At 69.5% G+C, this 24128-nt stretch carries 23 protein-coding genes; all 23 read left to right on the plus strand.

Annotated elements, in window-relative coordinates:
• Window positions 1-11: 11 nt before the first annotated feature.
• The 23 genes from BXA05_RS11300 to rplE all read left to right on the plus strand — a co-directional run bounded on the left by BXA05_RS11300 (window position 12) and on the right by rplE (window position 24127).
• Window positions 12-2582 (plus strand): CHAT domain-containing protein, encoded by a 2571-nt coding sequence (locus tag BXA05_RS11300; protein ID WP_083711824.1) that lies wholly within the window; start codon window positions 12-14, stop codon window positions 2580-2582.
• Between the two features lie 268 nt (window positions 2583-2850).
• Window positions 2851-3381, plus strand: coding sequence for a 50S ribosomal protein L10 (rplJ, locus tag BXA05_RS11305; RefSeq protein ID WP_021483443.1), 531 nt, complete (start codon window positions 2851-2853; stop codon window positions 3379-3381).
• A gap of 114 nt (window positions 3382-3495) precedes the next feature.
• The gene (rplL, locus tag BXA05_RS11310) at window positions 3496-3885 is read left to right on the plus strand and encodes a 50S ribosomal protein L7/L12 (RefSeq protein ID WP_021483444.1); all 390 of its coding nucleotides are present in this window, start codon (window positions 3496-3498) and stop codon (window positions 3883-3885) included.
• A 535-nt stretch (window positions 3886-4420) separates the two neighbouring features.
• Window positions 4421-7933: a DNA-directed RNA polymerase subunit beta gene (rpoB, locus tag BXA05_RS11315; protein WP_021479867.1), complete on the plus strand. Its 3513-nt coding sequence runs from the start codon at window positions 4421-4423 to the stop codon at window positions 7931-7933.
• Between the two features lie 116 nt (window positions 7934-8049).
• A complete protein-coding gene (locus tag BXA05_RS11320) occupies window positions 8050-11931 on the plus strand; it encodes a DNA-directed RNA polymerase subunit beta' (protein ID WP_021479868.1) in 3882 nt (1293 codons plus the stop codon).
• 456 nt (window positions 11932-12387) lie between these two features.
• A complete protein-coding gene (rpsL, locus tag BXA05_RS11325) occupies window positions 12388-12762 on the plus strand; it encodes a 30S ribosomal protein S12 (RefSeq protein WP_021479869.1) in 375 nt (124 codons plus the stop codon).
• Window positions 12762-13232, plus strand: coding sequence for a 30S ribosomal protein S7 (gene rpsG, locus BXA05_RS11330; RefSeq protein ID WP_021479870.1), 471 nt, complete (start codon window positions 12762-12764; stop codon window positions 13230-13232). Before rpsL ends, rpsG begins: the two co-directional genes overlap by 1 nt.
• 117 nt (window positions 13233-13349) lie before the next feature.
• Window positions 13350-15452, plus strand: coding sequence for an elongation factor G (fusA, locus tag BXA05_RS11335; RefSeq protein WP_021479871.1), 2103 nt, complete (start codon window positions 13350-13352; stop codon window positions 15450-15452).
• Window positions 15453-15579: 127 nt separating this feature from the next.
• A complete protein-coding gene (tuf, locus tag BXA05_RS11340) occupies window positions 15580-16776 on the plus strand; it encodes an elongation factor Tu (RefSeq protein WP_021479872.1) in 1197 nt (398 codons plus the stop codon).
• Window positions 16777-17255: 479 nt separating this feature from the next.
• Window positions 17256-17564 carry a 30S ribosomal protein S10 gene (rpsJ, locus tag BXA05_RS11345; RefSeq protein ID WP_012867945.1) on the plus strand — a complete coding sequence of 103 codons (309 nt, stop codon included), beginning with the start codon at window positions 17256-17258 and terminating at the stop codon, window positions 17562-17564.
• Window positions 17565-17578: 14 nt separating this feature from the next.
• Window positions 17579-18241, plus strand: a complete 663-nt coding sequence (gene rplC / locus BXA05_RS11350; protein ID WP_021479874.1) for a 50S ribosomal protein L3 — start codon at window positions 17579-17581, stop codon at window positions 18239-18241.
• A gap of 5 nt (window positions 18242-18246) precedes the next feature.
• Window positions 18247-18951: a 50S ribosomal protein L4 gene (gene rplD / locus BXA05_RS11355; RefSeq protein WP_034654917.1), complete on the plus strand. Its 705-nt coding sequence runs from the start codon at window positions 18247-18249 to the stop codon at window positions 18949-18951.
• Window positions 18948-19238 (plus strand): 50S ribosomal protein L23, encoded by a 291-nt coding sequence (rplW, locus tag BXA05_RS11360; protein ID WP_021479876.1) that lies wholly within the window; start codon window positions 18948-18950, stop codon window positions 19236-19238. Before rplD ends, rplW begins: the two co-directional genes overlap by 4 nt.
• Window positions 19239-19269: 31 nt before the next feature.
• Entirely contained in the window at window positions 19270-20106 is an 837-nt protein-coding gene (gene rplB / locus BXA05_RS11365) for a 50S ribosomal protein L2 (RefSeq protein WP_021479877.1), read from the plus strand.
• A 15-nt stretch (window positions 20107-20121) separates the two neighbouring features.
• Window positions 20122-20403, plus strand: coding sequence for a 30S ribosomal protein S19 (rpsS, locus tag BXA05_RS11370; protein ID WP_021479878.1), 282 nt, complete (start codon window positions 20122-20124; stop codon window positions 20401-20403).
• A gap of 58 nt (window positions 20404-20461) precedes the next feature.
• Window positions 20462-20833: a 50S ribosomal protein L22 gene (gene rplV, locus BXA05_RS11375; RefSeq protein WP_021479879.1), complete on the plus strand. Its 372-nt coding sequence runs from the start codon at window positions 20462-20464 to the stop codon at window positions 20831-20833.
• Window positions 20833-21678, plus strand: coding sequence for a 30S ribosomal protein S3 (gene rpsC / locus BXA05_RS11380; protein ID WP_034654910.1), 846 nt, complete (start codon window positions 20833-20835; stop codon window positions 21676-21678). Before rplV ends, rpsC begins: the two co-directional genes overlap by 1 nt.
• Window positions 21679-21681: 3 nt before the next feature.
• Entirely contained in the window at window positions 21682-22101 is a 420-nt protein-coding gene (gene rplP / locus BXA05_RS11385; RefSeq protein ID WP_021480428.1) for a 50S ribosomal protein L16, read from the plus strand.
• Entirely contained in the window at window positions 22101-22337 is a 237-nt protein-coding gene (gene rpmC / locus BXA05_RS11390) for a 50S ribosomal protein L29 (protein ID WP_021480429.1), read from the plus strand. The genes rplP and rpmC overlap by 1 nt, the downstream gene beginning before the upstream one ends.
• Before the next feature lie 11 nt (window positions 22338-22348).
• A complete protein-coding gene (gene rpsQ, locus BXA05_RS11395) occupies window positions 22349-22639 on the plus strand; it encodes a 30S ribosomal protein S17 (protein WP_021480430.1) in 291 nt (96 codons plus the stop codon).
• A gap of 206 nt (window positions 22640-22845) precedes the next feature.
• Window positions 22846-23214 (plus strand): 50S ribosomal protein L14, encoded by a 369-nt coding sequence (gene rplN, locus BXA05_RS11400; protein ID WP_021480431.1) that lies wholly within the window; start codon window positions 22846-22848, stop codon window positions 23212-23214.
• Window positions 23215-23216: 2 nt separating this feature from the next.
• Window positions 23217-23558, plus strand: coding sequence for a 50S ribosomal protein L24 (rplX, locus tag BXA05_RS11405; RefSeq protein WP_021480432.1), 342 nt, complete (start codon window positions 23217-23219; stop codon window positions 23556-23558).
• Window positions 23558-24127, plus strand: a complete 570-nt coding sequence (rplE, locus tag BXA05_RS11410; RefSeq protein WP_021480433.1) for a 50S ribosomal protein L5 — start codon at window positions 23558-23560, stop codon at window positions 24125-24127. Before rplX ends, rplE begins: the two co-directional genes overlap by 1 nt.
• Window position 24128: the final 1 nt, after the last annotated feature.

Below are 24128 nucleotides of genomic sequence, written 5' to 3' on the forward strand. Positions count from 1 at the left end.
GGTGATGAGCGGTGGTGCGCAGCGGCCGGGAGGTGCTCGAGGCCCGACTGGCTGCTGCGCAGGCCGTGAACGCGCGCGGCCAGCACCGGCGCGCGAGCCGTGCGTTCGCGCAGATCGTCCAGGACGTCGACGCCGCGGGCGAGGACGCGAGCCGGGACGACGCCTACCTGGCCGCGCGCGCCCTGCTGGGGCTCGCGCTCGCCGAGTTCGAGCTGACGGGCGACGTCGACGGCGCCTACGAACGGCTCGCCGAGGTCGAGGCGCGCGGTGCCGCGCTGGCCATGCGCGACCTGGCCCTCGTCGTGCGGTCGCAGCGCGGGCTCCTGCGGCTGCGGACCGGCGACGTCTCCGCCGCGCTGGACGAGCTTGAGACGGCGGCCGAGGTCATCGACGACGCGCGCCCCCTCGACGCGGCCGTCCTGCTGCTCAACCTCGGCTCCCTGCGCCTCGAGCTGGGCGACGCCGAGGGGGCGAGCCGCGACCTCGACGACGCCGTCCACCGGGCCACCGCGCTCGGGGACGAGCTCCTGGTGTCCAAGGCCCGGCACAACCTCGGGTACGCGGAGTACCTGCGCGGCGACCTGCCGGTCGCCCTGCGCGCCATGGACGAGGCCGCGGCGCAGGCGCCGGACCGGCACGCCGCCGTCGGGCTCATCGACCGCGCGCAGGTGCTGCTCGACGCCGGCCTGCTCACGGAGGCGGACGAGGCGCTGAGCGAGGCGCGCGAGCACCTCTCCCGCTACCGCATGCTGCGCGACCTCGCGGAGGTCGAGCTGGTCCGGTCGCGCGTCGTGCTCGGCCTGCGGCGGTACGCCGAGGCGCGGCGCCTCGCCCGCTCGGCGTCGCGCCGGTTCGACCGCCTCGGCAACAGGCCGTGGGTGCTGCGCGCCCGCGTCGCGGAGCTCCAGGCGGCGCTCACGGAGCACCGCGCGACCCCCGTGGGCCCGGCGCGCGCCCGTCGGCACGCGACCTGGGCGCTCGACCTCGCGCACGACGGCGAGAGCCTGGACAGCGTCTCGGGTCTCGGGATCACGGTCCCCGCGCGACTCCTCGCCGTCGAGTGGCTCGTGTCCGCGGGCGACGTGCGCGGGGCGCAGGAGGTCCTGCGGGCCGTGCCCCCGCGGCTCGGCCGCGCGCCGCTCCCCGTCCGTCTCCAGCACGAGGCGGTCCTCGCGCAGCTCGCGTTCGTGGCCGGCGACCGGCGCGCCGGCGTCCGCGCCGTGCGGCGCGGCCAGGCGGCGCTCGCGGACCACCGCGCGCGGCTGGGGTCCGTGGACGCGGTGACGGCGTCCGCGGTGCACGGCGTGCGGCTCGGCAACGTCGACGTCGAGGCCGCGCTGCGCACCCGGCGCCCCGGGACGATCTTCGACGCCGTCGAGCGTGGCCGGGCGGCGTTCGCCGGGACGGGCCGCGTGCGCCCGCCGGCGGACCCGGTCCTCGCGGACCTCCTCGCCGCCGCCCGGCGCGAGGTCGAGGCGGCCCGCGCGCTGGGGGCGCCCTCGGACGCGGCCAGCCTCGCGCGCCGGCAGGACCACCTCCAGGCGGCGCGGCGCCTCCAGGACGACGCACGACGGCGCTCCTGGCAGCACGGGGGAGGGGCCGCCGCCCCGGTCCCCGCGTCGGAACGGCGGCTGCGCGCCACGCTGGCCGACGCCGGGTCCGACGCGGTCGTGGCCGACCTCATGCTGGACGGCGACGACGTGCTCGCCGTCCGCGTCAGCGCCCGGGGTTCCCGGCTCGTGCGCCTCGCGTCGCGCGCGGCGGTCGCCGAGCAGGTGCGCCGTGCGCGCGCGGACTTCGCGGTCCTGTCGAACGTGCTCATCCCGGTCCCCATGCGCGAGGCCGCGGTCGGCTCGCTGTCCCGGACGCTGGCCGCGCTCGACGACGCGCTCGTCGTCCCGCTCGAGGCGGACGGCGACCTCCACGTCGCTGCCCGCGACCTGCTGCTCGCGCTGCCGTGGGCCTCGCTGCCCTCGCGGCGCGGGCTGCGCACGTGGGCGAACTCGTGGGTGGACCTACGCGACGGCGAGCCGGTGCGTCGGACGGACGAGGCGCTCGTCGTCGCCGGACCGGGCCTGCGCTTCTCCGGCGCCGAGGCGAAGCTCGTCGCGTCCGTGTGGGAGGGGGCCGAGGCGCTCGCGGGGGAGGAGGCGACGTGCGAGGCCGTCGTCGACGGCCTGCGCACCGCGGGGGTCGTGCACCTGGCCGCGCACGGCACGCACGAGACCGACAACCCGTTGTTCTCGTCGCTCCGGCTCGCCGACGGCCCGCTGTTCGCGCACGAGCTCGACGGCACCGACCTGCACGGTGTGGTCGTCGTGCTGTCGGCGTGCGAGGTGGGGCTCTCGACGCCGCGCATCGGCGGCGAGTCGCTCGGCCTGACGAGCGTCCTGCTGCGGCTCGGCGCCCGCGCGGTGATCGCGAGCGTGGCCCCGCTGCGCGACGACGTCGCGGCGCGCGTCATGCCGTCGCTCCACGCCGAGCTGCGCGACGGCGCCATGCCGGGGACGGCGCTCGCCCGGGCGGTCGCCGACGAGCCCGAGCCGGTACCGCTGGTCTGCTTCGGCCCGCTGGTGCTCTGACGGCACGGGCCGCGGTTTGGAGCACGCGCCGTCGTCCCGTACGATGAGCGTGTACCCAAGACCGCCGGTCGTCCGACGCTGCCCGCAGACTCCGTCTGCAGGACGTGACGGACCGAAGTCCCGCCCACGAGGTGGAGGCCAGCGCAGGTAGCGAATCGACGACGTCCGCCCGGCCCCGCCGCGCGTGCGACTGCGAGCCCCGCGCCTGCGCGGGGCTCTTTCTCGTTCCGGGACGGACGCCGGTGGTACCACCACCGGAAGGATTGCCATGGCGAGGCCGGACAAGGCAGCCGCAGTCGCCGAGATCTCGGACAAGTTCCGCGACTCGAACGCTGCCGTGCTGACCGAGTACCGCGGGCTCACCGTCGCGCAGCTCAAGCAGCTGCGTCGGTCGCTCAGCGGCAACGCAACCTACGCCGTGGTGAAGAACACGCTGACCGCTATCGCGGCCAAGGAGGCCGGTGTCGAGGGACTCGACGCCGACCTGCAGGGCCCGTCGGCAATCGCCTTCGTCACCGGGGACCCGGTCGAGGCAGCCAAGGGTCTGCGTGACTTCGCCAAGGCGAACCCCGCGCTGGTCATCAAGGGCGGTGTCCTCGACGGGCGCCCCCTGACCGCCGCGGAGGTCACGAAGCTCGCGGACCTCGAGTCCCGCGAGGTCCTGCTGGCCAAGGCGGCCGGCGCGATGAAGGCCAAGCTCTTCCAGGCTGCCTACGTCTTCACCGCGAACACCGCCCAGGCCGCTCGCGTCATCGATGCCCTGCGTCAGAAGCAGGAATCGGAGGGCGCTGCCGCCTGATCCCGCGCCCGGGGCACGCCCCGGTCTCGTGATCCACGCAGCGCAAGCACACACCCCGCTTCTGGCAGGCCCGCACCGGGCCGCTGCCGAGCACCGACCGAAAGGAACGCCATCATGGCGAAGCTCAGCACCGACGAGCTCATCGAGCAGTTCAAGGAGCTCACCCTCATCGAGCTCAACGAGTTCGTGAAGGCCTTCGAGGAGACCTTCGAGGTCACCGCCGCCGCCCCCGCCGCCGTCGCGGTCGCCGCCCCCGCGGGTGGCTCGGGCGACGCCCCGGCCGAGGAGGAGAAGGACGAGTTCGACGTCATCCTCGAGGCTGCCGGCGACAAGAAGATCCAGGTCATCAAGGAGGTGCGCGCGCTCACGTCCCTCGGCCTGAAGGAGGCCAAGGACCTCGTGGACGGTGCCCCGAAGCCGGTCCTGGAGGGCGCGAACAAGGAGACGGCCGAGAAGGCCAAGGCTGCCCTCGAGGGCGCCGGCGCCACGGTCACCCTCAAGTGATCTCACCGGTCCCGTCCTGACGGGACCGGTCGCACGCCGCACGAGGCCCGCACCCCGCCCGGGGTGCGGGCCTCGTCGTTCCCCGGCGGCGGCGCCGGGCGGGCAGGAGGGCCCGGGGGCGGCCCCGCGGCGTCGCGCCGCGTCCCGGGGCGACCGGGATCCGACGGCGTCGGCGCACCGGCTTCACGGAACGGCCACGAGTGTGCCACCATGTGCGGGTCGACGACGCAGGACAGCGAGGTCGACAGCAGCAGGTTCAGGCCCGCACGGCGGGCCGGAGGACGGGCGACGAGGCCCGTGCGAGTACCGGCGAGGCGCGCAGCGCCCGGGTCCGGGCGGGGGAGTGCGCCCCGAGGTTGTGTGGCGACGCCTTCTTGGGGTATGCTCACGCTTTGCGCTGTCCTGTGCCCCCGATCTCATATACCCCCGACCCCCTCGACGACGTACGTGCGCGTCCGCGAGGTGTCGTGGCGGCGGTGATCGTGTCCAGCCCGGCCGGTGCAGCGTTCTTTCGATCTGCAGGGAAGGACCCCTCTTGGCTGCCTCGCGCACCCCTTCTGCTCCGTCCGCCGACGCCATCGCGAACCGCACCGCATCGCGTCGCCTCTCCTTCGCCAAGATCTTCGAGCCGCTCGAGGTCCCCGACCTGCTGGGCCTCCAGACCGAGAGCTTCGACTGGCTGCTCGGCAACGAGGCGTGGCAGGCGCGCGTCGCCGCCGCGGCCGAGGCCGGGCGCCAGGACGTGCCCTCGACGTCGGGTCTCGAGGAGATCTTCGAGGAGATCTCCCCGATCGAGGACTTCGGGTCCTCGATGTCGCTGTCGTTCTCCAACCACCGCTTCGAGCCGCCGAAGTACACGGCCGACGAGTGCAAGGAGAAGGACTTCACGTACGCCGCGCCGCTGTTCGTCACCGCGGAGTTCGTCAACTACAACACCGGTGAGATCAAGAGCCAGACGGTCTTCATGGGCGACTTCCCGCTCATGACCGAGCGCGGCACGTTCATCATCAACGGCACCGAGCGCGTCGTCGTCTCGCAGCTCGTCCGCTCGCCCGGCGTCTACTTCGAGCGCGCCGCCGACAAGACGAGCGACAAGGACATCTTCTCCGCGAAGATCATCCCGTCGCGCGGTGCCTGGCTCGAGTTCGAGATCGACAAGCGCGACGCCGTCGGCGTGCGCGTCGACCGCAAGCGCAAGCAGTCCGTGACCGTGCTGCTCAAGGCGCTCGGCCTCACGGAGTCCGAGATCCGCGAGCAGTTCGCGGACTTCCCCTCCGTGCTCGACACGCTCGAGAAGGACCACGTCCACACGCAGGACGAGGCGCTCGTCGACCTCTACCGCAAGATCCGCCCGGGCGAGCCGCCGACGGTCGAGGCCGGCCGCGCGCTCCTCGAGAACTTCTACTTCAACCCGAAGCGCTACGACCTCGCGAAGGTCGGCCGCTACAAGGCGAACAAGAAGCTCGGCATCGACGCGCCGCTCAGCGACTCCACGCTGTCGGTCTCGGACGTCGTCGCGACGATCAAGTACCTCGCGGCGCTGCACGCGGACCACGCGAGCATCCCGGGCACCCGCAACGGCGAGGCCGTCGAGGTGCGCGTCGAGACGGACGACATCGACCACTTCGGCAACCGCCGCATCCGCGCCGTCGGCGAGCTCATCCAGAACCAGGTCCGCACGGGCCTGTCGCGGATGGAGCGCGTCGTGCGCGAGCGCATGACGACGCAGGACGTCGAGGCGATCACGCCGCAGACGCTCATCAACATCCGCCCGGTCGTGGCGTCCATCCGCGAGTTCTTCGGCACGTCGCAGCTCTCGCAGTTCATGGACCAGAACAACCCGCTCGCGGGCCTGACGCACAAGCGTCGTCTCTCGGCCCTCGGCCCGGGTGGTCTCTCGCGCGACCGCGCCGGCATGGAGGTCCGTGACGTCCACCCGTCGCACTACGGCCGCATGTGCCCGATCGAGACCCCTGAGGGTCCGAACATCGGTCTGATCGGCTCGCTCGCGTCGTACGGGCGCATCAACCCGTTCGGCTTCATCGAGACGCCGTACCGCAAGGTGACGGCGGGCAAGGTGACCGACGAGGTCGTCTACCTCACGGCCGACGACGAGGACCGCCACGTCATCGCGCAGGCGAACCAGACGCTCAACGCCGACGGCTCCTTCGCGGACGAGCGCGTGCTCGTGCGCACCAAGGGCGGCGAGGTCGAGATCGTCCCCGGCGCGCAGGTCGACTACATGGACGTCTCGCCGCGCCAGATGGTCTCGGTCGCGACGGCGCTCATCCCGTTCCTCGAGCACGACGACGCGAACCGCGCCCTCATGGGCGCGAACATGCAGCGCCAGGCCGTGCCGCTGGTCCGCTCCGAGGCCCCGCTCGTCGGGACCGGCATGGAGTGGCGCGCGGCCGTCGACGCGGGCGACGTCGTCGTCGCGACGAAGCCCGGTGTCGTCACCGAGGTCTCGGCCGACCTCGTGCTCGTCGCGAACGACGACGGCACCACCGGCAGCTACCGGATCGCGAAGTTCCGCCGCTCGAACCAGGGCACGAGCTACAACCAGCGCGTGCTCGTCGACGAGGGCCAGCGCGTCGAGCCCGGCTCCGTCCTCGCGGACGGCCCGGCGACCGACGAGGGCGAGCTCGCGCTCGGCCGCAACCTCCTCGTGGCGTTCATGTCGTGGGAGGGCCACAACTACGAGGACGCGATCATCCTCAGCCAGCGTCTCGTGCAGGACGACGTGCTCTCCTCGATCCACATCGAGGAGCACGAGGTCGACGCGCGCGACACCAAGCTCGGCCCCGAGGAGATCACGCGGGACATCCCGAACGTCTCCGAGGACGTCCTGGCGGACCTCGACGAGCGCGGCATCATCCGCATCGGTGCCGAGGTCGGCGCGGGCGACGTCCTGGTCGGCAAGGTCACGCCGAAGGGCGAGACCGAGCTGACCCCGGAGGAGCGCCTCCTGCGCGCGATCTTCGGCGAGAAGGCGCGCGAGGTGCGCGACACGTCCCTCAAGGTGCCCCACGGCGAGTCCGGCACGGTCATCGGCGTGCGCGAGTTCAACCGCGAGGACGGCGACGAGCTGCCCGCGGGCGTGAACCAGCTCGTGCGCGTCTACATCGCGCAGCGCCGCAAGATCACGGACGGCGACAAGCTCGCCGGCCGTCACGGCAACAAGGGCGTCATCTCCAAGATCCTGCCCGTCGAGGACATGCCGTTCCTCGAGGACGGGACGCCGGTCGACGTCGTCCTCAACCCGCTGGGCGTCCCCGGTCGTATGAACGTGGGCCAGGTCCTCGAGACCCACCTCGGGTGGGTCGCGAAGCAGGGCTGGGACATCTCGCTCGCCGACGGCAAGGACCTCTCCTGGCGGGAGAACGTCCCGGAGATCGCCGCGACGTCCGAGCCGGGCCGTCCCGTCGCCACCCCGGTGTTCGACGGCGTCCACGAGGACGCGCTCACGGGCCTGCTCTCGACGACGATCCCGAACCGCGACGGCGACCGCATGGTCGGCGCCGACGGCAAGGCGCGCCTCTTCGACGGCCGCTCCGGCGAGCCGTTCCCCGAGGCCGTGTCGGTGGGCTACATGTACATCCTCAAGCTCCACCACCTGGTCGACGACAAGATCCACGCGCGCTCGACCGGCCCGTACTCGATGATCACCCAGCAGCCGCTCGGTGGTAAGGCGCAGTTCGGCGGTCAGCGCTTCGGCGAGATGGAGGTGTGGGCCCTCGAGGCGTACGGCGCGGCCTACACGCTCCAGGAGCTCCTCACGATCAAGTCGGACGACGTGCCCGGTCGCGTCAAGGTCTACGAGGCGATCGTCAAGGGCGAGAACATCCCCGACTCGGGCATCCCGGAGTCCTTCAAGGTCCTCCTCAAGGAGATGCAGTCGCTGTGCCTGAACGTCGAGGTGCTCTCGAGCGACGGCGTGTCCATCGAGATGCGGGAGTCGGACGACGACGTGTACCGCGCAGCCGAAGAGCTCGGCATCGACCTGTCGCGCCGCCCCAACGCGGCGTCCAGCGTCGACGAGATCTGATCTCGGGCAGGTGGGAGCGGGTCACCCCGCTCCCACCGACGACCCCCACACCAACCGTCTTTTTGGCGTCGGGGCCGGCCACGGCCGGTCCCGGCAGGCGAAGGAAGTAGGACAACTTGCTCGACGTCAACGTCTTCGACGAGCTGCGTATCGGCCTGGCCACGGCCGACGACATCCGTGCGTGGTCGCACGGTGAGGTGAAGAAGCCCGAGACCATCAACTACCGCACCCTCAAGCCCGAGAAGGACGGACTCTTCTGCGAGAAGATCTTCGGCCCCACCCGGGACTGGGAGTGCTACTGCGGCAAGTACAAGCGCGTGCGCTTCAAGGGCATCATCTGCGAGCGCTGCGGCGTCGAGGTGACGCGCTCGAAGGTGCGTCGTGAGCGCATGGGCCACATCGAGCTCGCCGCGCCGGTCACGCACATCTGGTTCTTCAAGGGCGTGCCCTCGCGCCTCGGCTACCTGCTCGACCTCGCCCCGAAGGACCTCGAGAAGGTCATCTACTTCGCGGCGTACATGATCACCTCGGTCGACGAGGAGGGTCGCCAGGAGGACCTCCCGAACCTCCAGAACGAGATCGACCTGGAGAAGAAGGAGATCGCGGACGCCCGCGACAACGACATCAACTCCCGCGCCCAGAAGCTCGAGGCCGACCTGGCCGAGCTCGAGGCCGAGGGTGCCAAGGCCGACGCGCGCCGCAAGGTCCGCGACTCGGCCGAGCGCGAGATGGCGCAGATCCGCAAGCGCGCCGACGCCCAGCTCGACCGTCTCGAGCAGGTGTGGGACCGCTTCAAGAACCTCAAGGTCGCCGACCTCGAGGGCGACGAGATGCTGTACCGCGCCCTCCAGGACCGCTACGGCACCTACTTCGAGGGCTCGATGGGCGCTGCGGCGATCCAGAAGCGTCTCCAGGACTTCGACCTGGAGGCGGAGGCCGAGTCCCTGCGCGAGACCATCCGCTCGGGCAAGGGCCAGCGCAAGACGCGTGCCCTCAAGCGCCTCAAGGTCGTCAACGCGTTCCTCACCACGACGAACTCGCCCACGGGCATGGTGCTCGACGCCGTCCCGGTCATCCCGCCGGACCTGCGCCCGATGGTGCAGCTCGACGGTGGCCGCTTCGCGACGAGCGACCTCAACGACCTGTACCGCCGCGTGATCAACCGGAACAACCGCCTCAAGCGTCTCCTCGACCTGGGTGCGCCGGAGATCATCGTCAACAACGAGAAGCGGATGCTCCAGGAGGCCGTGGACTCGCTGTTCGACAACGGCCGCCGTGGTCGTCCGGTCACCGGCCCGGGCAACCGCCCGCTCAAGTCCATCTCGGACATGCTCAAGGGCAAGCAGGGTCGTTTCCGTCAGAACCTGCTCGGCAAGCGCGTCGACTACTCGGGCCGTTCGGTCATCGTCGTCGGCCCGCAGCTCAAGCTGCACCAGTGCGGCCTGCCGAAGCAGATGGCGCTCGAGCTGTTCAAGCCGTTCGTCATGAAGCGCCTCGTGGACCTCAACCACGCGCAGAACATCAAGAGCGCGAAGCGCATGGTCGAGCGTGCCCGCCCGGTCGTGTGGGACGTGCTCGAAGAGGTCATCACCGAGCACCCCGTGCTGCTCAACCGTGCACCGACGCTGCACCGCCTGGGCATCCAGGCGTTCGAGCCGCAGCTCGTCGAGGGCAAGGCGATCCACCTGCACCCGCTCGTCTGCGCCGCGTTCAACGCGGACTTCGACGGTGACCAGATGGCCGTCCACCTGCCCCTGAGCGCCGAGGCGCAGGCCGAGGCCCGCATCCTCATGCTCTCGAGCAACAACATCCTCAAGCCGTCGGACGGCCGTCCGGTGACCATGCCCTCGCAGGACATGATCATCGGTCTGTACCACCTGACGAGCGACCGCGAGGGTGCCGAGGGCGAGGGTCGTGCGTTCGGCTCCGTGGCCGAGGCGATCATGGCGTTCGACCAGGGCACGCTGGACCTCAACGCCCGGGTGAAGATCCGCACCACGGACCTCGTCCCGCCGGTCTCCGGCTTCGAGGCTCCCGAGGGCTGGGAGGAGGGTCAGCCGATCCTCTTCGACACCACGCTCGGTCGCGCGCTGTTCAACGAGACGCTCCCCGTCGACTACCCGTACGTGAACTCGGTCGTCGACAAGAAGCGCCTCTCGGCGATCGTCAACGAGCTCGCGGAGCGCTACCCGAAGGTCGAGGTCGCGGCGTCGCTCGACGCGCTGAAGGCCGCCGGCTTCCGCTGGGCGACCCGCTCGGGCGTCACGATCGCGATCTCCGACGTGGCGACGCCCAAGGAGAAGGCCGTCATCCTCGAGCAGCACGAGGAGCGCGCGCTCAAGGTCCAGCAGCAGTACGACCGTGGTCTCATCACGGACGACGAGCGCCGTCAGGAGCTCATCGAGATCTGGACCCAGGCGACGGACAAGGTCGCGTCGGTCATGCGCGAGAACCTCGAGGCGAACGACCGCAACACCGTGTACCGCATGGTCGGCTCGGGTGCGCGTGGTAACTGGATGCAGGTCCGTCAGATCGCCGGTATGCGCGGTCTCGTGGCGAACCCGAAGGGCGAGATCATCCCGCGCCCGATCAAGTCCAACTACCGCGAGGGCCTGTCCGTCCTCGAGTACTTCATCGCGACGCACGGTGCCCGCAAGGGTCTGGCGGACACCGCGCTGCGGACCGCCGACTCGGGCTACCTCACGCGTCGTCTCGTGGACGTGTCGCAGGACGTCATCGTCCGCGAGGAGGACTGCGGCACCGAGCGCGGCCTGACCCTGCCGATCGCCGAGGAGCTCGCGGGCAAGCTCGTGCGCCACCCGAAGGTGGAGACGAGCGTCTACTCGCGCACCCTCGCGGCCGACCTGGTCGACCCCGACGGGAACGTCGTCGGCAAGGCCGGCGACGACGCGGGCGACGTCCTCATCGACGCCGCGGTCACCGCGGGCGTCCGCGAGGCCAAGGTCCGCTCGGTCCTCACGTGCGAGTCGCGCGTCGGCACGTGCGCCAAGTGCTACGGGCGCTCGCTCGCCACGGGCAAGCTCGTCGACATCGGCGAGGCGGTCGGCATCATCGCCGCCCAGTCGATCGGTGAGCCGGGCACGCAGCTGACGATGCGTACCTTCCACACCGGTGGTGTCGCCTCCGCGGACGACATCACGCAGGGTCTGCCGCGTGTCACGGAGCTCTTCGAGGCCCGCACCCCCAAGGGTGAGGCGCCCATCGCGGAGTTCTCGGGCCGCATCGCGATCGACGACTCGGAGCGCTCGCGCCGTCTGGTGCTCACGCCGGACGACGGCTCGGAGGAGATCGCCTACCCGGTGACGAAGCGTGCCCGCCTGCTCGTGCAGGACGGCGACCACGTCAACGTCGGCACGCAGCTCGTCCAGGGTGCGGTGGACCCGAAGAAGGTCCTGCGCATCCTCGGCCCGCGCGCCACGCAGAAGCACCTGGTGGACGAGGTCCAGGAGGTCTACCGCTCGCAGGGCGTGGACATCCACGACAAGCACATCGAGGTCATCGTGCGGCAGATGCTGCGTCGTGTGACCGTGCTCGACTCGGGCGACTCGCACCTCCTGCCGGGCGAGCTCGCCGAGCGCGGCCGCTTCGAGGACGCGAACCGTCGCGCGGTGGCGGAGGGTGGCCAGCCGGCCTCCGGCCGTCCCGAGCTGATGGGCATCACGAAGGCGTCGCTCGCGACGGACTCGTGGCTCTCGGCCGCGTCGTTCCAGGAGACGACGCGCGTGCTCACCGAGGCGTCGATGAGCGGTCGTCGTGACCCGCTCCTCGGCCTCAAGGAGAACGTCATCATCGGCAAGCTCATCCCGGCCGGTACCGGTCTTCCCCGGTACACCAAGGTCCAGGTCGAGCCGACCGAGCAGGCCAAGACGGAGCTCTACCCGAGCTTCGGCTACGACGAGATCGACTTCCCGGCGCTCGGCATGGGCTCCGGCGAGGCGATCCCGCTCGAGGACCTGGACTTCGGCGACTACCGCTGACGTCCCACGACGGGTGCCCGTCGGCTGCCGCGCCTCGTGCGCGGTGGCCGACGGGCACCCGTCGTCGTCCCTCCTGCGGGACGACGACGGGCCCGGGGGAGCGGCCGTGCTCGCGACCTGCTCCTTTGACTCCTTGCCGGGTGGAAGGTAACCTGGTAAACCGTGCCCGCGCCGTCGGGCCCTCCGTGATGTCCCTAGCGGGACGGTGCGGGCGAGCGATCGTCGCACACCGCCGCGTGGCGGTCTCCGGACGGGCCGATGTGAGTGCCCGGGCACTCCGGATCCCGGTCCTGGTGGCGCGCTCGCGCCCACGGCCCGGAGCCGGACCATCGAGCCGGTGGTAGGTGGCTGCTGCAGCGTCTCTCGCGCTGCGGGTGCCTCGTGCGATCGGCTCCAGCAGCCAGCACGACCACCATCGGGGATAGCCCCGGTAGCTCGAGAAGACACGGAGACGTAGTGCCTACGATCCAGCAGCTCGTCCGCAAGGGGCGGACCTCGAAGGTGGGGAAGTCCAAGACTCCCGCCCTCAAGGGCTCCCCGCAGCGGCGCGGTGTGTGCACGCGCGTGTACACCACCACCCCGAAGAAGCCGAACTCCGCGCTGCGCAAGGTCGCTCGCGTGAAGCTCTCCTCCCAGGTCGAGGTCACGGCCTACATCCCCGGCGTCGGCCACAACCTCCAGGAGCACTCCATCGTGCTCGTGCGCGGCGGTCGTGTGAAGGACCTCCCGGGTGTGCGCTACAAGATCGTGCGCGGCGCGCTCGACACGCAGGGCGTGAAGAACCGCAAGCAGGCCCGCAGCCGCTACGGCGCCAAGAAGGAGAAGAGCTGATGCCTCGCAAGGGCCCGGCCCCGAAGCGGCCGCTCATCGTCGACCCGGTCTACGGGTCTCCCGTCGTCACGCAGCTCATCAACAAGGTGCTGCTCGACGGCAAGAAGTCCACCGCCGAGTCGATCGTCTACGGCGCCCTCGAGGGCGTCCGGGCGAAGACGGACGGCGACCCGGTCGTCGTCCTCAAGCGCGCGCTCGAGAACGTCCGCCCGGCGCTCGAGGTCCGCTCGCGCCGCGTCGGTGGTGCGACCTACCAGGTCCCGGTCGAGGTGCGCCCGGCGCGTGCGACGACCCTCGCGCTGCGCTGGCTCACGGACTACTCGCGCGCCCGTCGCGAGAAGACCATGACGGAGCGCCTCATGAACGAGATCCTCGACGCCAGCAACGGCCTCGGCGCCGCGGTCAAGCGCCGCGAGGACATGCACAAGATGGCGGAGTCCAACAAGGCCTTCGCCCACTACCGCTGGTAGTCCGCACGACGGGCCCCGGGGACCGGAGCGTCCCCGGGGCTGTCGGCGGGTCCGAGGCCGGTCATCCCGGTCCGAGCAGCGCCCCCGACTCAACCCATCTAACGAGGGAAGCAGACCGTGGCACTTGACGTGCTGACCGACCTGAGCAAGGTCCGCAACATCGGCATCATGGCCCACATCGATGCCGGGAAGACCACGACCACCGAGCGCATCCTGTTCTACACGGGTGTGAACTACAAGCTCGGCGAGACGCACGACGGCGCGTCCACGACCGACTGGATGGAGCAGGAGAAGGAGCGCGGCATCACGATCACGTCCGCCGCCGTCTCGTGCTACTGGAACAAGAACCAGATCAACATCATCGACACGCCCGGCCACGTCGACTTCACGGTCGAGGTCGAGCGCTCCCTGCGCGTGCTCGACGGCGCCGTCGCCGTCTTCGACGGCAAGGAAGGTGTCGAGCCGCAGTCGGAGACGGTGTGGCGCCAGGCGGACAAGTACAACGTCCCCCGCATCTGCTTCGTCAACAAGATGGACAAGCTCGGCGCGGACTTCTACTTCACCGTCGACACGATCATCAACCGCCTCAAGGCGAAGCCGCTGGTCATCCAGCTCCCGATCGGGGCCGAGAGCGACTTCACCGGTGTCGTGGACCTGCTCGAGATGAAGGCGCTCGTCTGGCACGGGGAGACCCAGCTCGGCGAGGCGTACGACACCGAGGAGATCCCCGCGGACCTGGTCGAGAAGGCTCAGCAGTACCGCAGCGAGCTCGTCGAGGCCGTCGCCGAGGCCGACGAGGAGCTGCTCGAGAAGTACCTCGGCGGCGAGGAGCTGACGATCGCCGAGCTCAAGGCCGGCATCCGCAAGCTCGTCATCGCGGGCGAGGCGTTCCCGGTCCTGTGCGGCTCCGCGTTCAAGAACAAGGGCGTCCAGCCCATGCTCGACGCGGTCATCGACTACCTGCCGTCGCCCCTCGACGTGCCGGCCATCGACGGTCACGACCCGAAGGACGAGGAGAAGGTCATCCAGCGTCACCCCGACGCCTCGGAGCCGTTCTCCGCGCTCGCCTTCAAGGTCGCGGCGCACCCGTTCTTCGGCAAGCTCACCTACGTGCGCGTGTACTCCGGTCGTGTCGAGCCCGGCCAGCAGGTCGCCAACTCGACCAAGGGCAAGAAGGAGCGCGTCGGCAAGATCTTCCAGATGCACTCCAACAAGGAGAACCCGGTCGACGAGGCGAGCGCCGGTCACATCTACGCGGTCATCGGCCTCAAGGACACCACGACCGGTGACACGCTGAGCGACATGGCGAACCCGGTCATCCTCGAGTCGATGAGCTTCCCCGAGCCCGTCATCGACGTGGCGATCGAGCCGAAGACGAAGGCCGACCAGGAAAAGCTCTCCACGGCGATCCAGAAGCTCGCCGAGGAGGACCCGACCTTCCGCGTCAAGCTGGACGACGAGACCGGCCAGACCGTCATCGGCGGCATGGGCGAGCTCCACCTCGACATCCTCGTCGACCGCATGCGTCGCGAGTTCAAGGTCGAGGCGAACGTCGGCAAGCCGCAGGTCGCGTACCGCGAGACGATCCGCCGCAAGGCCGAGAAGATCGAGTACACGCACAAGAAGCAGACCGGTGGGTCCGGGCAGTTCGCGAAGGTCCAGGTGACCTTCGAGCCGCTCGACACGTCCGAGGGCGAGCTCTACGAGTTCTCCAACGCGGTCACCGGTGGTCGCATCCCGCGCGAGTACATCCCCAGCGTCGACGCCGGCATCCAGTCCGCGATGGAGCTCGGCGTGCTCGCCGGCTTCCCGCTGGTCGGGGTGAAGGCGATCCTGCTCGACGGCGCCTACCACGAGGTCGACTCCTCGGAGATGGCGTTCAAGATCGCCGGCTCGATGGTCCTCAAGGAGGGCGTCAAGCGGGCGGACCCGGTTCTGCTGGAGCCGGTGATGGCGGTCGAGGTGCGTACGCCCGAGGAGTACATGGGCGACGTCATCGGCGACCTGAACTCACGTCGTGGAATGATCCAGTCCATGGAGGACGCGACGGGTGTGAAGGTCGTCCGGGCCCACGTACCGTTGTCAGAGATGTTCGGGTACATCGGTGACCTCCGGTCCAAGACCCAGGGTCGTGCGGTGTACTCGATGCAGTTCGACAACTACGCCGAGGTTCCTCGGAACGTTGCCGAAGAGATCATCAAGAAGACCCGGGGCGAGTGAGTCCCCACAGGTCGAAGACCCGCACAACCATCAACCTGTAGGAAACCGCAACGCCCCGCGGATGTAGGATCTCTCGGTCGACATTCGCAACGTTCGGCACATCTACCCAAGTCCCAGGAGGACCCCAGTGGCTAAGGCCAAGTTCGAGCGGACCAAGCCGCACGTCAACGTCGGCACCATCGGTCACGTCGACCACGGTAAGACGACGCTCACGGCGGCGATCTCGAAGACGCTCGCGGACACGTACCCGGACCTGCCGGCGAACACGCAGCGCAACTTCGACGAGATCGACGCGGCTCCCGAGGAGAAGCAGCGCGGTATCACGATCAACATCGCGCACATCGAGTACGAGACGCCGAAGCGCCACTACGCGCACGTCGACGCCCCGGGTCACGCCGACTACATCAAGAACATGATCACCGGTGCCGCCCAGATGGACGGCGCGATCCTGGTGGTCGCCGCGACCGACGGCCCGATGGCCCAGACGCGCGAGCACGTCCTGCTCGCCCGCCAGGTCGGCGTGCCGTACCTGCTCGTGGCGCTCAACAAGTCCGACATGGTCGACGACGAGGAGATCCTCGAGCTCGTCGAGATGGAGGTGCGCGAGCTCCTCTCCTCGCAGGAGTTCGACGGCGACAACGCGCCGGTCGTGCGCGTCTCCGGTCTCAAGGCGCTCGAGGGCGACCCCGAGTGGACCGCGAAGATCCTCGAGCTCATGGAGGCCGTGGACGAGAACGTGCCCGAGCCCGTCCGCGAGCTCGACAAGCCGTTCCTCATGCCCGTCGAGGACGTCTTCACGATCACCGGTCGTGGCACCGTCGTCACCGGCAAGGTGGAGCGTGGCACGCTCGACCTCAACTCGGACGTCGAGATCGTCGGCATCCGCTCGCCCCAGAAGACCACGGTCACGGGCATCGAGACGTTCCACAAGCAGATGGACCAGGCTCAGGCCGGCGACAACACCGGTCTGCTCCTGCGCGGCATCAAGCGCGAGGACGTCGAGCGCGGCCAGGTCGTCGTGAAGCCGGGCTCGATCACCCCGCACACGCAGTTCGAGGCGCAGGTCTACATCCTGGGCAAGGACGAGGGCGGCCGTCACAACCCGTTCTACTCGAACTACCGTCCGCAGTTCTACTTCCGCACGACGGACGTCACCGGCGTCATCACGCTGCCCGAGGGCACCGAGATGGTCATGCCCGGCGACAACACCGAGATGACGGTCGAGCTGATCCAGCCGATCGCCATGGAGGAGGGCCTCGGCTTCGCCATCCGTGAGGGTGGCCGCACCGTCGGCTCGGGCCGCGTCACCAAGATCCTCAAGTGATCTGACGCTGCCTCCGCAGCACCTCGTCGAAGGCCCGGTCCCGTCCGCGGGGCCGGGCCTTCGGCCTGCGGTCACCGTCACACCGGCGTCGCGTCGTCCCGACTTGGACGACGGCGGCTTCGTGTGGCAGACTGTTCAGGTTGCCTGTTACGGGTGCGCTCTTTCACGTGTCGAACAGTGTGTTGAACCGGTCCTCTCGCCGAGGGCCAGGACCCCGGGACTTTTCCCGGGTCTGCGGGTTGAGCTCTCTGTGTCGCCATGGATCGAGTACCCCGCGGAGCACACGTTCCGACAGGCTCGCACAAACGTTGTGGTCCGGTTCGCGGAGCCGTGCGTCAGCACGGAGCCCGGCGGGAGTCCACATATCCAACGGCCCTGCGCCTCTCGGCGTGTGCGCCCAGGTGCGTCGCGACTACGCGACACGCCCGAGCGCGGGGGTCGGACAGCTAGCGGTTCGAGAGAGAGAGTCAGACGACGCCATGGCGGGACAGAAGATCCGCATCCGGCTCAAGTCCTACGACCACGAGGTCATCGACAGCTCGGCGCGCAAGATCGTCGACACGGTGACGCGCGCTGGTGCAACGGTCGTGGGTCCGGTGCCGCTGCCGACGGAGAAGAACGTCTTCTGCGTCATCCGGTCGCCTCACAAGTACAAGGACAGCCGCGAGCACTTCGAGATGCGCACGCACAAGCGGCTGATCGACATCATCGATCCCACGCCGAAGGCGGTCGACTCGCTCATGCGTCTCGACCTGCCGGCTGACGTGAACATCGAGATCAAGCTCTGAGGCTGGAGGACATCATGACTACCCCCCAGCAGAACGCGCGCCCGGTCACCGCGGTGCTCGGCACGAAGCTCGGGATGACGCAGCTCTGGGACGAGGCCGGGCGCCTCGTGCCCGTCACCGTCGTCGCGGTCGGCACGAACGTCGTGACGCAGGTGCGCACGTCGGACGCCGACGGCTACGCCGCCGTGCAGCTCGCCTACGGCCAGATCGACCCGCGCAAGGTCACGAAGCCGCTCAAGGGCCACTTCGAGAAGGCCGGCGTCACGCCGCGTCGTCACGTCGCCGAGGTCCGCACCACCGACGCCACCGAGTACTCGCTCGGCCAGGAGATCACCGCGGAGGCCTTCGAGGCCGGCGCCGTGGTCGACGTCGTGGGCACGACCAAGGGCAAGGGCACCGCCGGTGTCATGAAGCGTCACGGCTTCTCCGGCGTGGGTGCCTCCCACGGCTCGCACCGCAACCACCGCAAGCCCGGCTCGATCGGTGGGGCCTCGACCCCGTCGCGCGTCTTCAAGGGCCTGCGCATGGCCGGTCGGATGGGCAACGTCCGTCAGACCACCCAGAACCTGACCGTCCACGCGGTCGACGCCGAGAAGGGTCTGCTGCTCGTCAAGGGCGCGGTTCCCGGCCCCAAGGGCGGCGTCGTCCTCGTGCGCAGCGCCGCGAAGGGAGCGTGAACCCCATGTCCGCTCTGACCGTTGACGTGCTGGACCCCAAGGGCAAGAAGGCCGGCACCGCCGAGCTCCCCGCCGAGGTGTTCGACGTCGAGCTCAACGTCCCCCTGATCCACCAGGTCGTCGTCGCCCAGCGTGCTGCCGCACGCCAGGGCACCCACGACACCAAGTCCCGCGGCGAGGTCCGCGGTGGTGGTCGCAAGCCGTACAAGCAGAAGGGCACCGGCCGCGCCCGCCAGGGTTCGACCCGTGCGCCGCAGTTCGCCGGCGGTGGCGTCGTCCACGGCCCGACGCCGCGCTCGTACGACCAGCGGACGCCCAAGAAGATGAAGGCCGCCGCGCTCCGCGGTGCCCTCTCGGACCGCGCCCGCAACGGCCGCGTCCACGTGGTGACCGGCTTCGGTGTCGACGGCGTGCCGTCGACCAAGACCGCCGTCACGACGCTCGCCAAGCTCTCCGGGCGCAAGCACGTCCTCGTCGTCACCGAGCGTGGCGACGAGCTGACGATCAAGTCGCTGCGGAACGTCGAGCAGGTCCACCTCCTGGTGGCCGACCAGCTCAACACCTACGACGTGCTCGTCTCCGACGACGTCGTCTTCACGCAGGGCGCGCTCGACGCGTTCCTGACGGGCCCGGCCACGGGTCGCTCCGCGAAGGCCGTCGCCACCTCCACCGAGGCGGACGAGACTGCTGCCGAGGAGGCCGCGAAGTGACCACCGTGACCAAGGACCCCCGTGACGTGATCCTCGCGCCGGTCGTCTCCGAGAAGAGCTACGGCCTGCTCGACGAGGGCAAGTACACGTTCGTCGTCGACCCGCGGGCCAACAAGACCGAGATCAAGATCGCCGTCGAGCAGATCTTCTCGGTCAAGGTCGCCTCGGTGAACACGATCAACCGCAAGGGCAAGACGCGTCGCACGCGTTTCGGCCTGGGCAAGCGCAAGGACACCAAGCGTGCGATCGTCACCCTCCGCGAGGGCACGATCGACATCTTCGGCTGAGCCGACGAGAGCAGATTGAGGACAGATCCCCATGGGAATCCGTAAGTACAAGCCGACGACGCCCGGCCGCCGCGGCTCGAGCGTCGCCGACTTCGCCGAGATCACGCGCTCGCAGCCGGAGAAGTCTCTGGTCCGCCCGCTCTCCAAGAGCGGCGGCCGCAACAGCTCCGGTCGCATCACCACCCGTCACAAGGGTGGTGGCCACAAGCGTGCGTACCGCGTGATCGACTTCCGTCGTCACGACAAGGACGGCGTGCCGGCGAAGGTCGCGCACATCGAGTACGACCCCAACCGCACCGCGCGCATCGCGCTCCTGCACTACGCGGACGGCGAGAAGCGCTACATCGTCGCGCCGGCCAAGCTCAAGCAGGGCGACGTCGTCGAGGCGGGCGCGGGCGCGGACATCAAGCCCGGCAACAACCTGCCGCTGCGCAACATCCCGACCGGTACGGTCATCCACGCCATCGAGCTCAAGCCCGGTGGCGGCGCGAAGATCGCCCGTTCGGCCGGTGCGTCCGTGCAGCTCGTCGCCAAGGATGGGCCGTACGCGCAGCTGCGCATGCCCTCCGGCGAGATCCGCAACGTCGACCTGCGCTGCCGCGCGACGGTCGGCGAGGTCGGCAACGCCGAGCAGTCGAACATCAACTGGGGCAAGGCCGGCCGCATGCGCTGGAAGGGCAAGCGCCCGACCGTCCGCGGTGTCGCCATGAACCCGATCGACCACCCGCACGGTGGTGGTGAGGGCAAGACCTCCGGTGGTCGCCACCCGGTGAGCCCGTGGGGCCAGCCGGAGGGTCGTACCCGCCGTCCCAACAAGCCGAGCGACAAGCTGATCGTGCGTCGTCGCCGTACCGGCAAGAAGCGCTGATAGGAGCCTGGAGACATGCCTCGTAGCCTGAAGAAGGGCCCCTTCGTCGACGACCACCTGCAGAAGAAGGTGGACGCTCAGAACGAGAAGGGGACCAAGAACGTCATCAAGACCTGGTCCCGTCGGTCGGTCATCACGCCCGACTTCCTCGGTCACACGTTCGCCGTGCACGACGGTCGCAAGCACACGCCGGTGTTCGTCACCGAGTCGATGGTCGGCCACAAGCTCGGCGAGTTCGCTCCCACGCGGACCTTCCGCGGCCACGTGAAGGACGACAAGAAGGGTCGTCGCCGCTGACCCCCGGGTCAGTCTGGTGACGACCTGGACGGTCAAGAGACAAGAAGGCAGGACAGCAATGGAAGCCAAGGCGCAGGCGCGGTTCGTCCGTGTCACGCCCCAGAAGGCCCGGCGCGTCGTGGACCTCATCCGTGGCAAGCAGGCCTCCGAGGCCGTCGCGGTGCTGAAGTTCGCACCGCAGGCGGCGAGCGAGCCCGTCCGCAAGGTCGTGGAGAGCGCCATCGCCAACGCCCGGGTGAAGGCGGACCGCGCGAGCGAAGCGTTCGAGGAGCAGGAGCTCGTCGTGCGTGAGGCGTTCGTCGACGAGGGCCCGACCCTCAAGCGTTTCCGCCCCCGGGCCCAGGGCCGTGCGAACCGCATCCTCAAGCGCACCAGCCACATCACCGTGGTCGTCGCTCCGCGTGAGAACACGAAGGGAAGTGCCCGATAGTGGGACAGAAGGTTCACCCGCACGGGTACCGCCTCGGCATCACCACCGACCACCGGTCGCGCTGGTTCGCCGACAGCACCAAGCCCGGCCAGCGGTACCGCGACTACGTCCGCGAGGACGTCCAGATCCGCAAGCTCATGAGCACGGGTCTCGAGCGCGCCGGCATCTCCAAGGTCGAGATCGAGCGCACCCGTGACCGCGTCCGCGTGGACATTCACACGGCGCGCCCGGGCATCGTCATCGGCCGCCGCGGCGCCGAGGCCGACCGCATCCGCGGCGAGCTCGAGAAGCTCACCGGCAAGCAGGTGCAGCTCAACATCCTCGAGGTGAAGAACGCCGAGACGGACGCGCAGCTCGTCGCGCAGGGCATCGCCGAGCAGCTCGCGAGCCGCGTCTCGTTCCGTCGCGCCATGCGCAAGGGCATCCAGTCCGCGCAGCGCGCCGGCGCGAAGGGCATCCGCGTGCAGGTCTCCGGCCGCCTCGGTGGCGCGGAGATGAGCCGGTCGGAGTTCTACCGCGAGGGTCGTGTGCCGCTGCACACGCTGCGCGCGTACATCGACTACGGCTTCTTCGAGGCCCGCACCACGTTCGGCCGCATCGGCGTGAAGGTGTGGATCTACAAGGGCGACGTCACCGAGAAGGAGTTCGCCGCGCAGCAGGCCACGGCCGCTCCGCGCCAGGGCCGTGGCGGCCCGCGCGGTGAGCGCGGCGGCGACCGTCGTGGTGGCGGCCGTCGTCCCGAGCGTTCGGCCGAGCGGACCCCCGCGTCCGAGTCGCCGGCGGCGCCCGAGCAGGCTGCTCCCGCCGCAGAGGCGAAGGCCCCTGAGACCGGAACGGAGGCCTGAGTCATGCTGATCCCGCGCAGGCTCAAGCACCGCAAGCAGCACCACCCGTCGCGCTCCGGCGCGGCGAAGGGTGGCACCCAGATCTCGTTCGGCGAGTACGGCATCCAGGCTCTCGAGCCGGCGTACGTGACGAACCGCCAGATCGAGGCTGCTCGTATCGCGATGACCCGCCACATCAAGCGTGGCGGCAAGGTCTGGATCAACATCTACCCGGACCGTCCCCTGACCAAGAAGCCTGCCGAGACCCGCATGGGTTCCGGTAAGGGTTCGCCCGAGTGGTGGGTCGCCAATGTCAAGCCCGGCCGGATCGTCTTCGAGCTGGCGGGTGTCCCGGAGGACCTGGCTCGCGAGGCCATGCGCCGCGCGATCCACAAGCTCCCGATGAAGTGCCGTTTCGTGGTGCGCGAGGGTGGTGGCAACTGATGGCAATCGGAACGAAGGGGCTCGCCCCCGTCGACCTCGACGCCATGGACGACGAGACGCTCGTCGCCGAGCTCAAGAAGGTCAAGGAGGAGCTCTTCAACCTCCGCTTCCAGTCGGCCACCGGCCAGCTGGAGAGCCACGGGCGCCTCAAGGCCGTCCGCCGCGACATCGCGCGGATCTACACGATCCTGCGTGAGCGCGAGCTCGGCATCCGAACCGCGCCGAGCGCCGAGTGAGTGAGGCTGGAATGAGCGAGAACGCAACGAACGCGCCCGAGGCGGCCGAGGAGCGCGCGCACCGCAAGACGCGCCGCGGCTACGTCGTGAGCGACAAGATGGACAAGACCGTGGTGGTCGAGGTCGAGGACCGGGTCAAGCACCCGCTCTACGGCAAGGTCATCCGCCGCACGAGCAAGGTCAAGGCGCACGACGAGCAGAACTCTGCCGGCGTGGGCGACCTGGTGCTCATCATGGAGACCCGCCCGCTGTCCGCGACCAAGCGGTGGCGCCTCGCGGAGATCCTCGAGAAGGCCAAGTGATCCACCGGTCGTGACGGGCGGGCCCCGGCTCGCTCGTCACGACCGCTCTCGTGCCGCACCGCGGTGCGGCAACCAGTGAGGACAGGTCCGGCGGGTCCACCGCCCGGTCCTGGCCGGTTCACCCGCGAGGGACCCGGCACTGACAGCTATCCGTTCGGCAAGGCTCGCCCTCGGCGAGAACCGGCTCGACGACAGGAGTTCATTACATGATCCAGCAGGAGTCGCGACTTCGTGTCGCCGACAACACGGGTGCCAAGGAGATTCTCTGCATCCGTGTTCTCGGTGGCTCGGGCCGTCGCTACGCCGGAATCGGCGACGTCATCGTCGCAACCGTCAAGGACGCGATCCCGGGCGGCAACGTGAAGAAGGGCGACGTGGTCAAGGCCGTCGTCGTCCGCACCGCCAAGGAGCGCCGTCGTCCGGACGGTTCCTACATCAAGTTCGACGAGAACGCCGCCGTGATCCTCAAGAACGACGGCGAGCCGCGCGGCACGCGCATCTTCGGCCCGGTCGGGCGCGAGCTGCGCGACAAGCGGTTCATGAAGATCATCTCGCTGGCTCCGGAGGTGCTCTGACCATGGCCAAGATCAAGAAGGGCGACCTCGTCGTCGTCATCGCGGGCAAGGACAAGGGCAAGCAGGGGCGCGTCCTCGAGGTGCTCACCGACCGTGACCGCGTCATCGTCGAGGGCGTCCAGCGCGTCACCAAGCACACCAAGGTCGGCCAGTCGCAGCGCGGCACGCGGACCGGTGGGATCGAGACCGTCGAGGCCCCGATCCACATCAGCAACGTGATGGTCGTCGACCCGGAGACCAAGAAGGGCACCCGCGTCGGGTACCGCACCGAAGAGGTCGAGCGTGACGGCCGCAAGCGCACCGTGCGCGTGCGTGTCGCCAAGCGCTCCGGGAAGGACATCTGATGAGCACCGAGATCGTCGCCCCCGAGGTGCCCCGCCTGAAGCAGCGCTACCGCGAGGAGATCGTCGCCGGTCTGCGCGAGGAGTTCGGGCACGAGAACGTCAACCAGGTCGCCCGCGTCACGAAGATCGTCGTGAACATGGGTGTCGGTGACGCCGCCAAGGACTCGAAGCTCATCGAGGGCGCCATCCGCGACCTGTCCGCGATCACCGGCCAGAAGCCGCAGGTGACCAAGGCCCGCAAGTCCATCGCGCAGTTCAAGCTGCGCGAGGGCATGCCGATCGGCGCGCACGTCACGCTGCGCGGCGACCGCATGTGGGAGTTCCTGGACCGCCTGCTGTCGATCGCCCTGCCGCGCATCCGCGACTTCCGCGGCCTGTCGCCCAAGCAGTTCGACGGGAACGGCAACTACACGTTCGGTCTCACGGAGCAGTCGATGTTCCACGAGATCGACCAGGACAAGATCGACCGTGTCCGCGGTATGGACATCACGATCGTGACCACGGCGACGACCGATGACGAGGGCCGCTCCCTGCTGCGCCGTCTCGGCTTCCCCTTCAAGGAGAACTGAC

Source organism: Cellulosimicrobium funkei (assembly GCF_900155925.1).
GTDB lineage: Bacteria > Actinomycetota > Actinomycetes > Actinomycetales > Cellulomonadaceae > Cellulosimicrobium > Cellulosimicrobium funkei.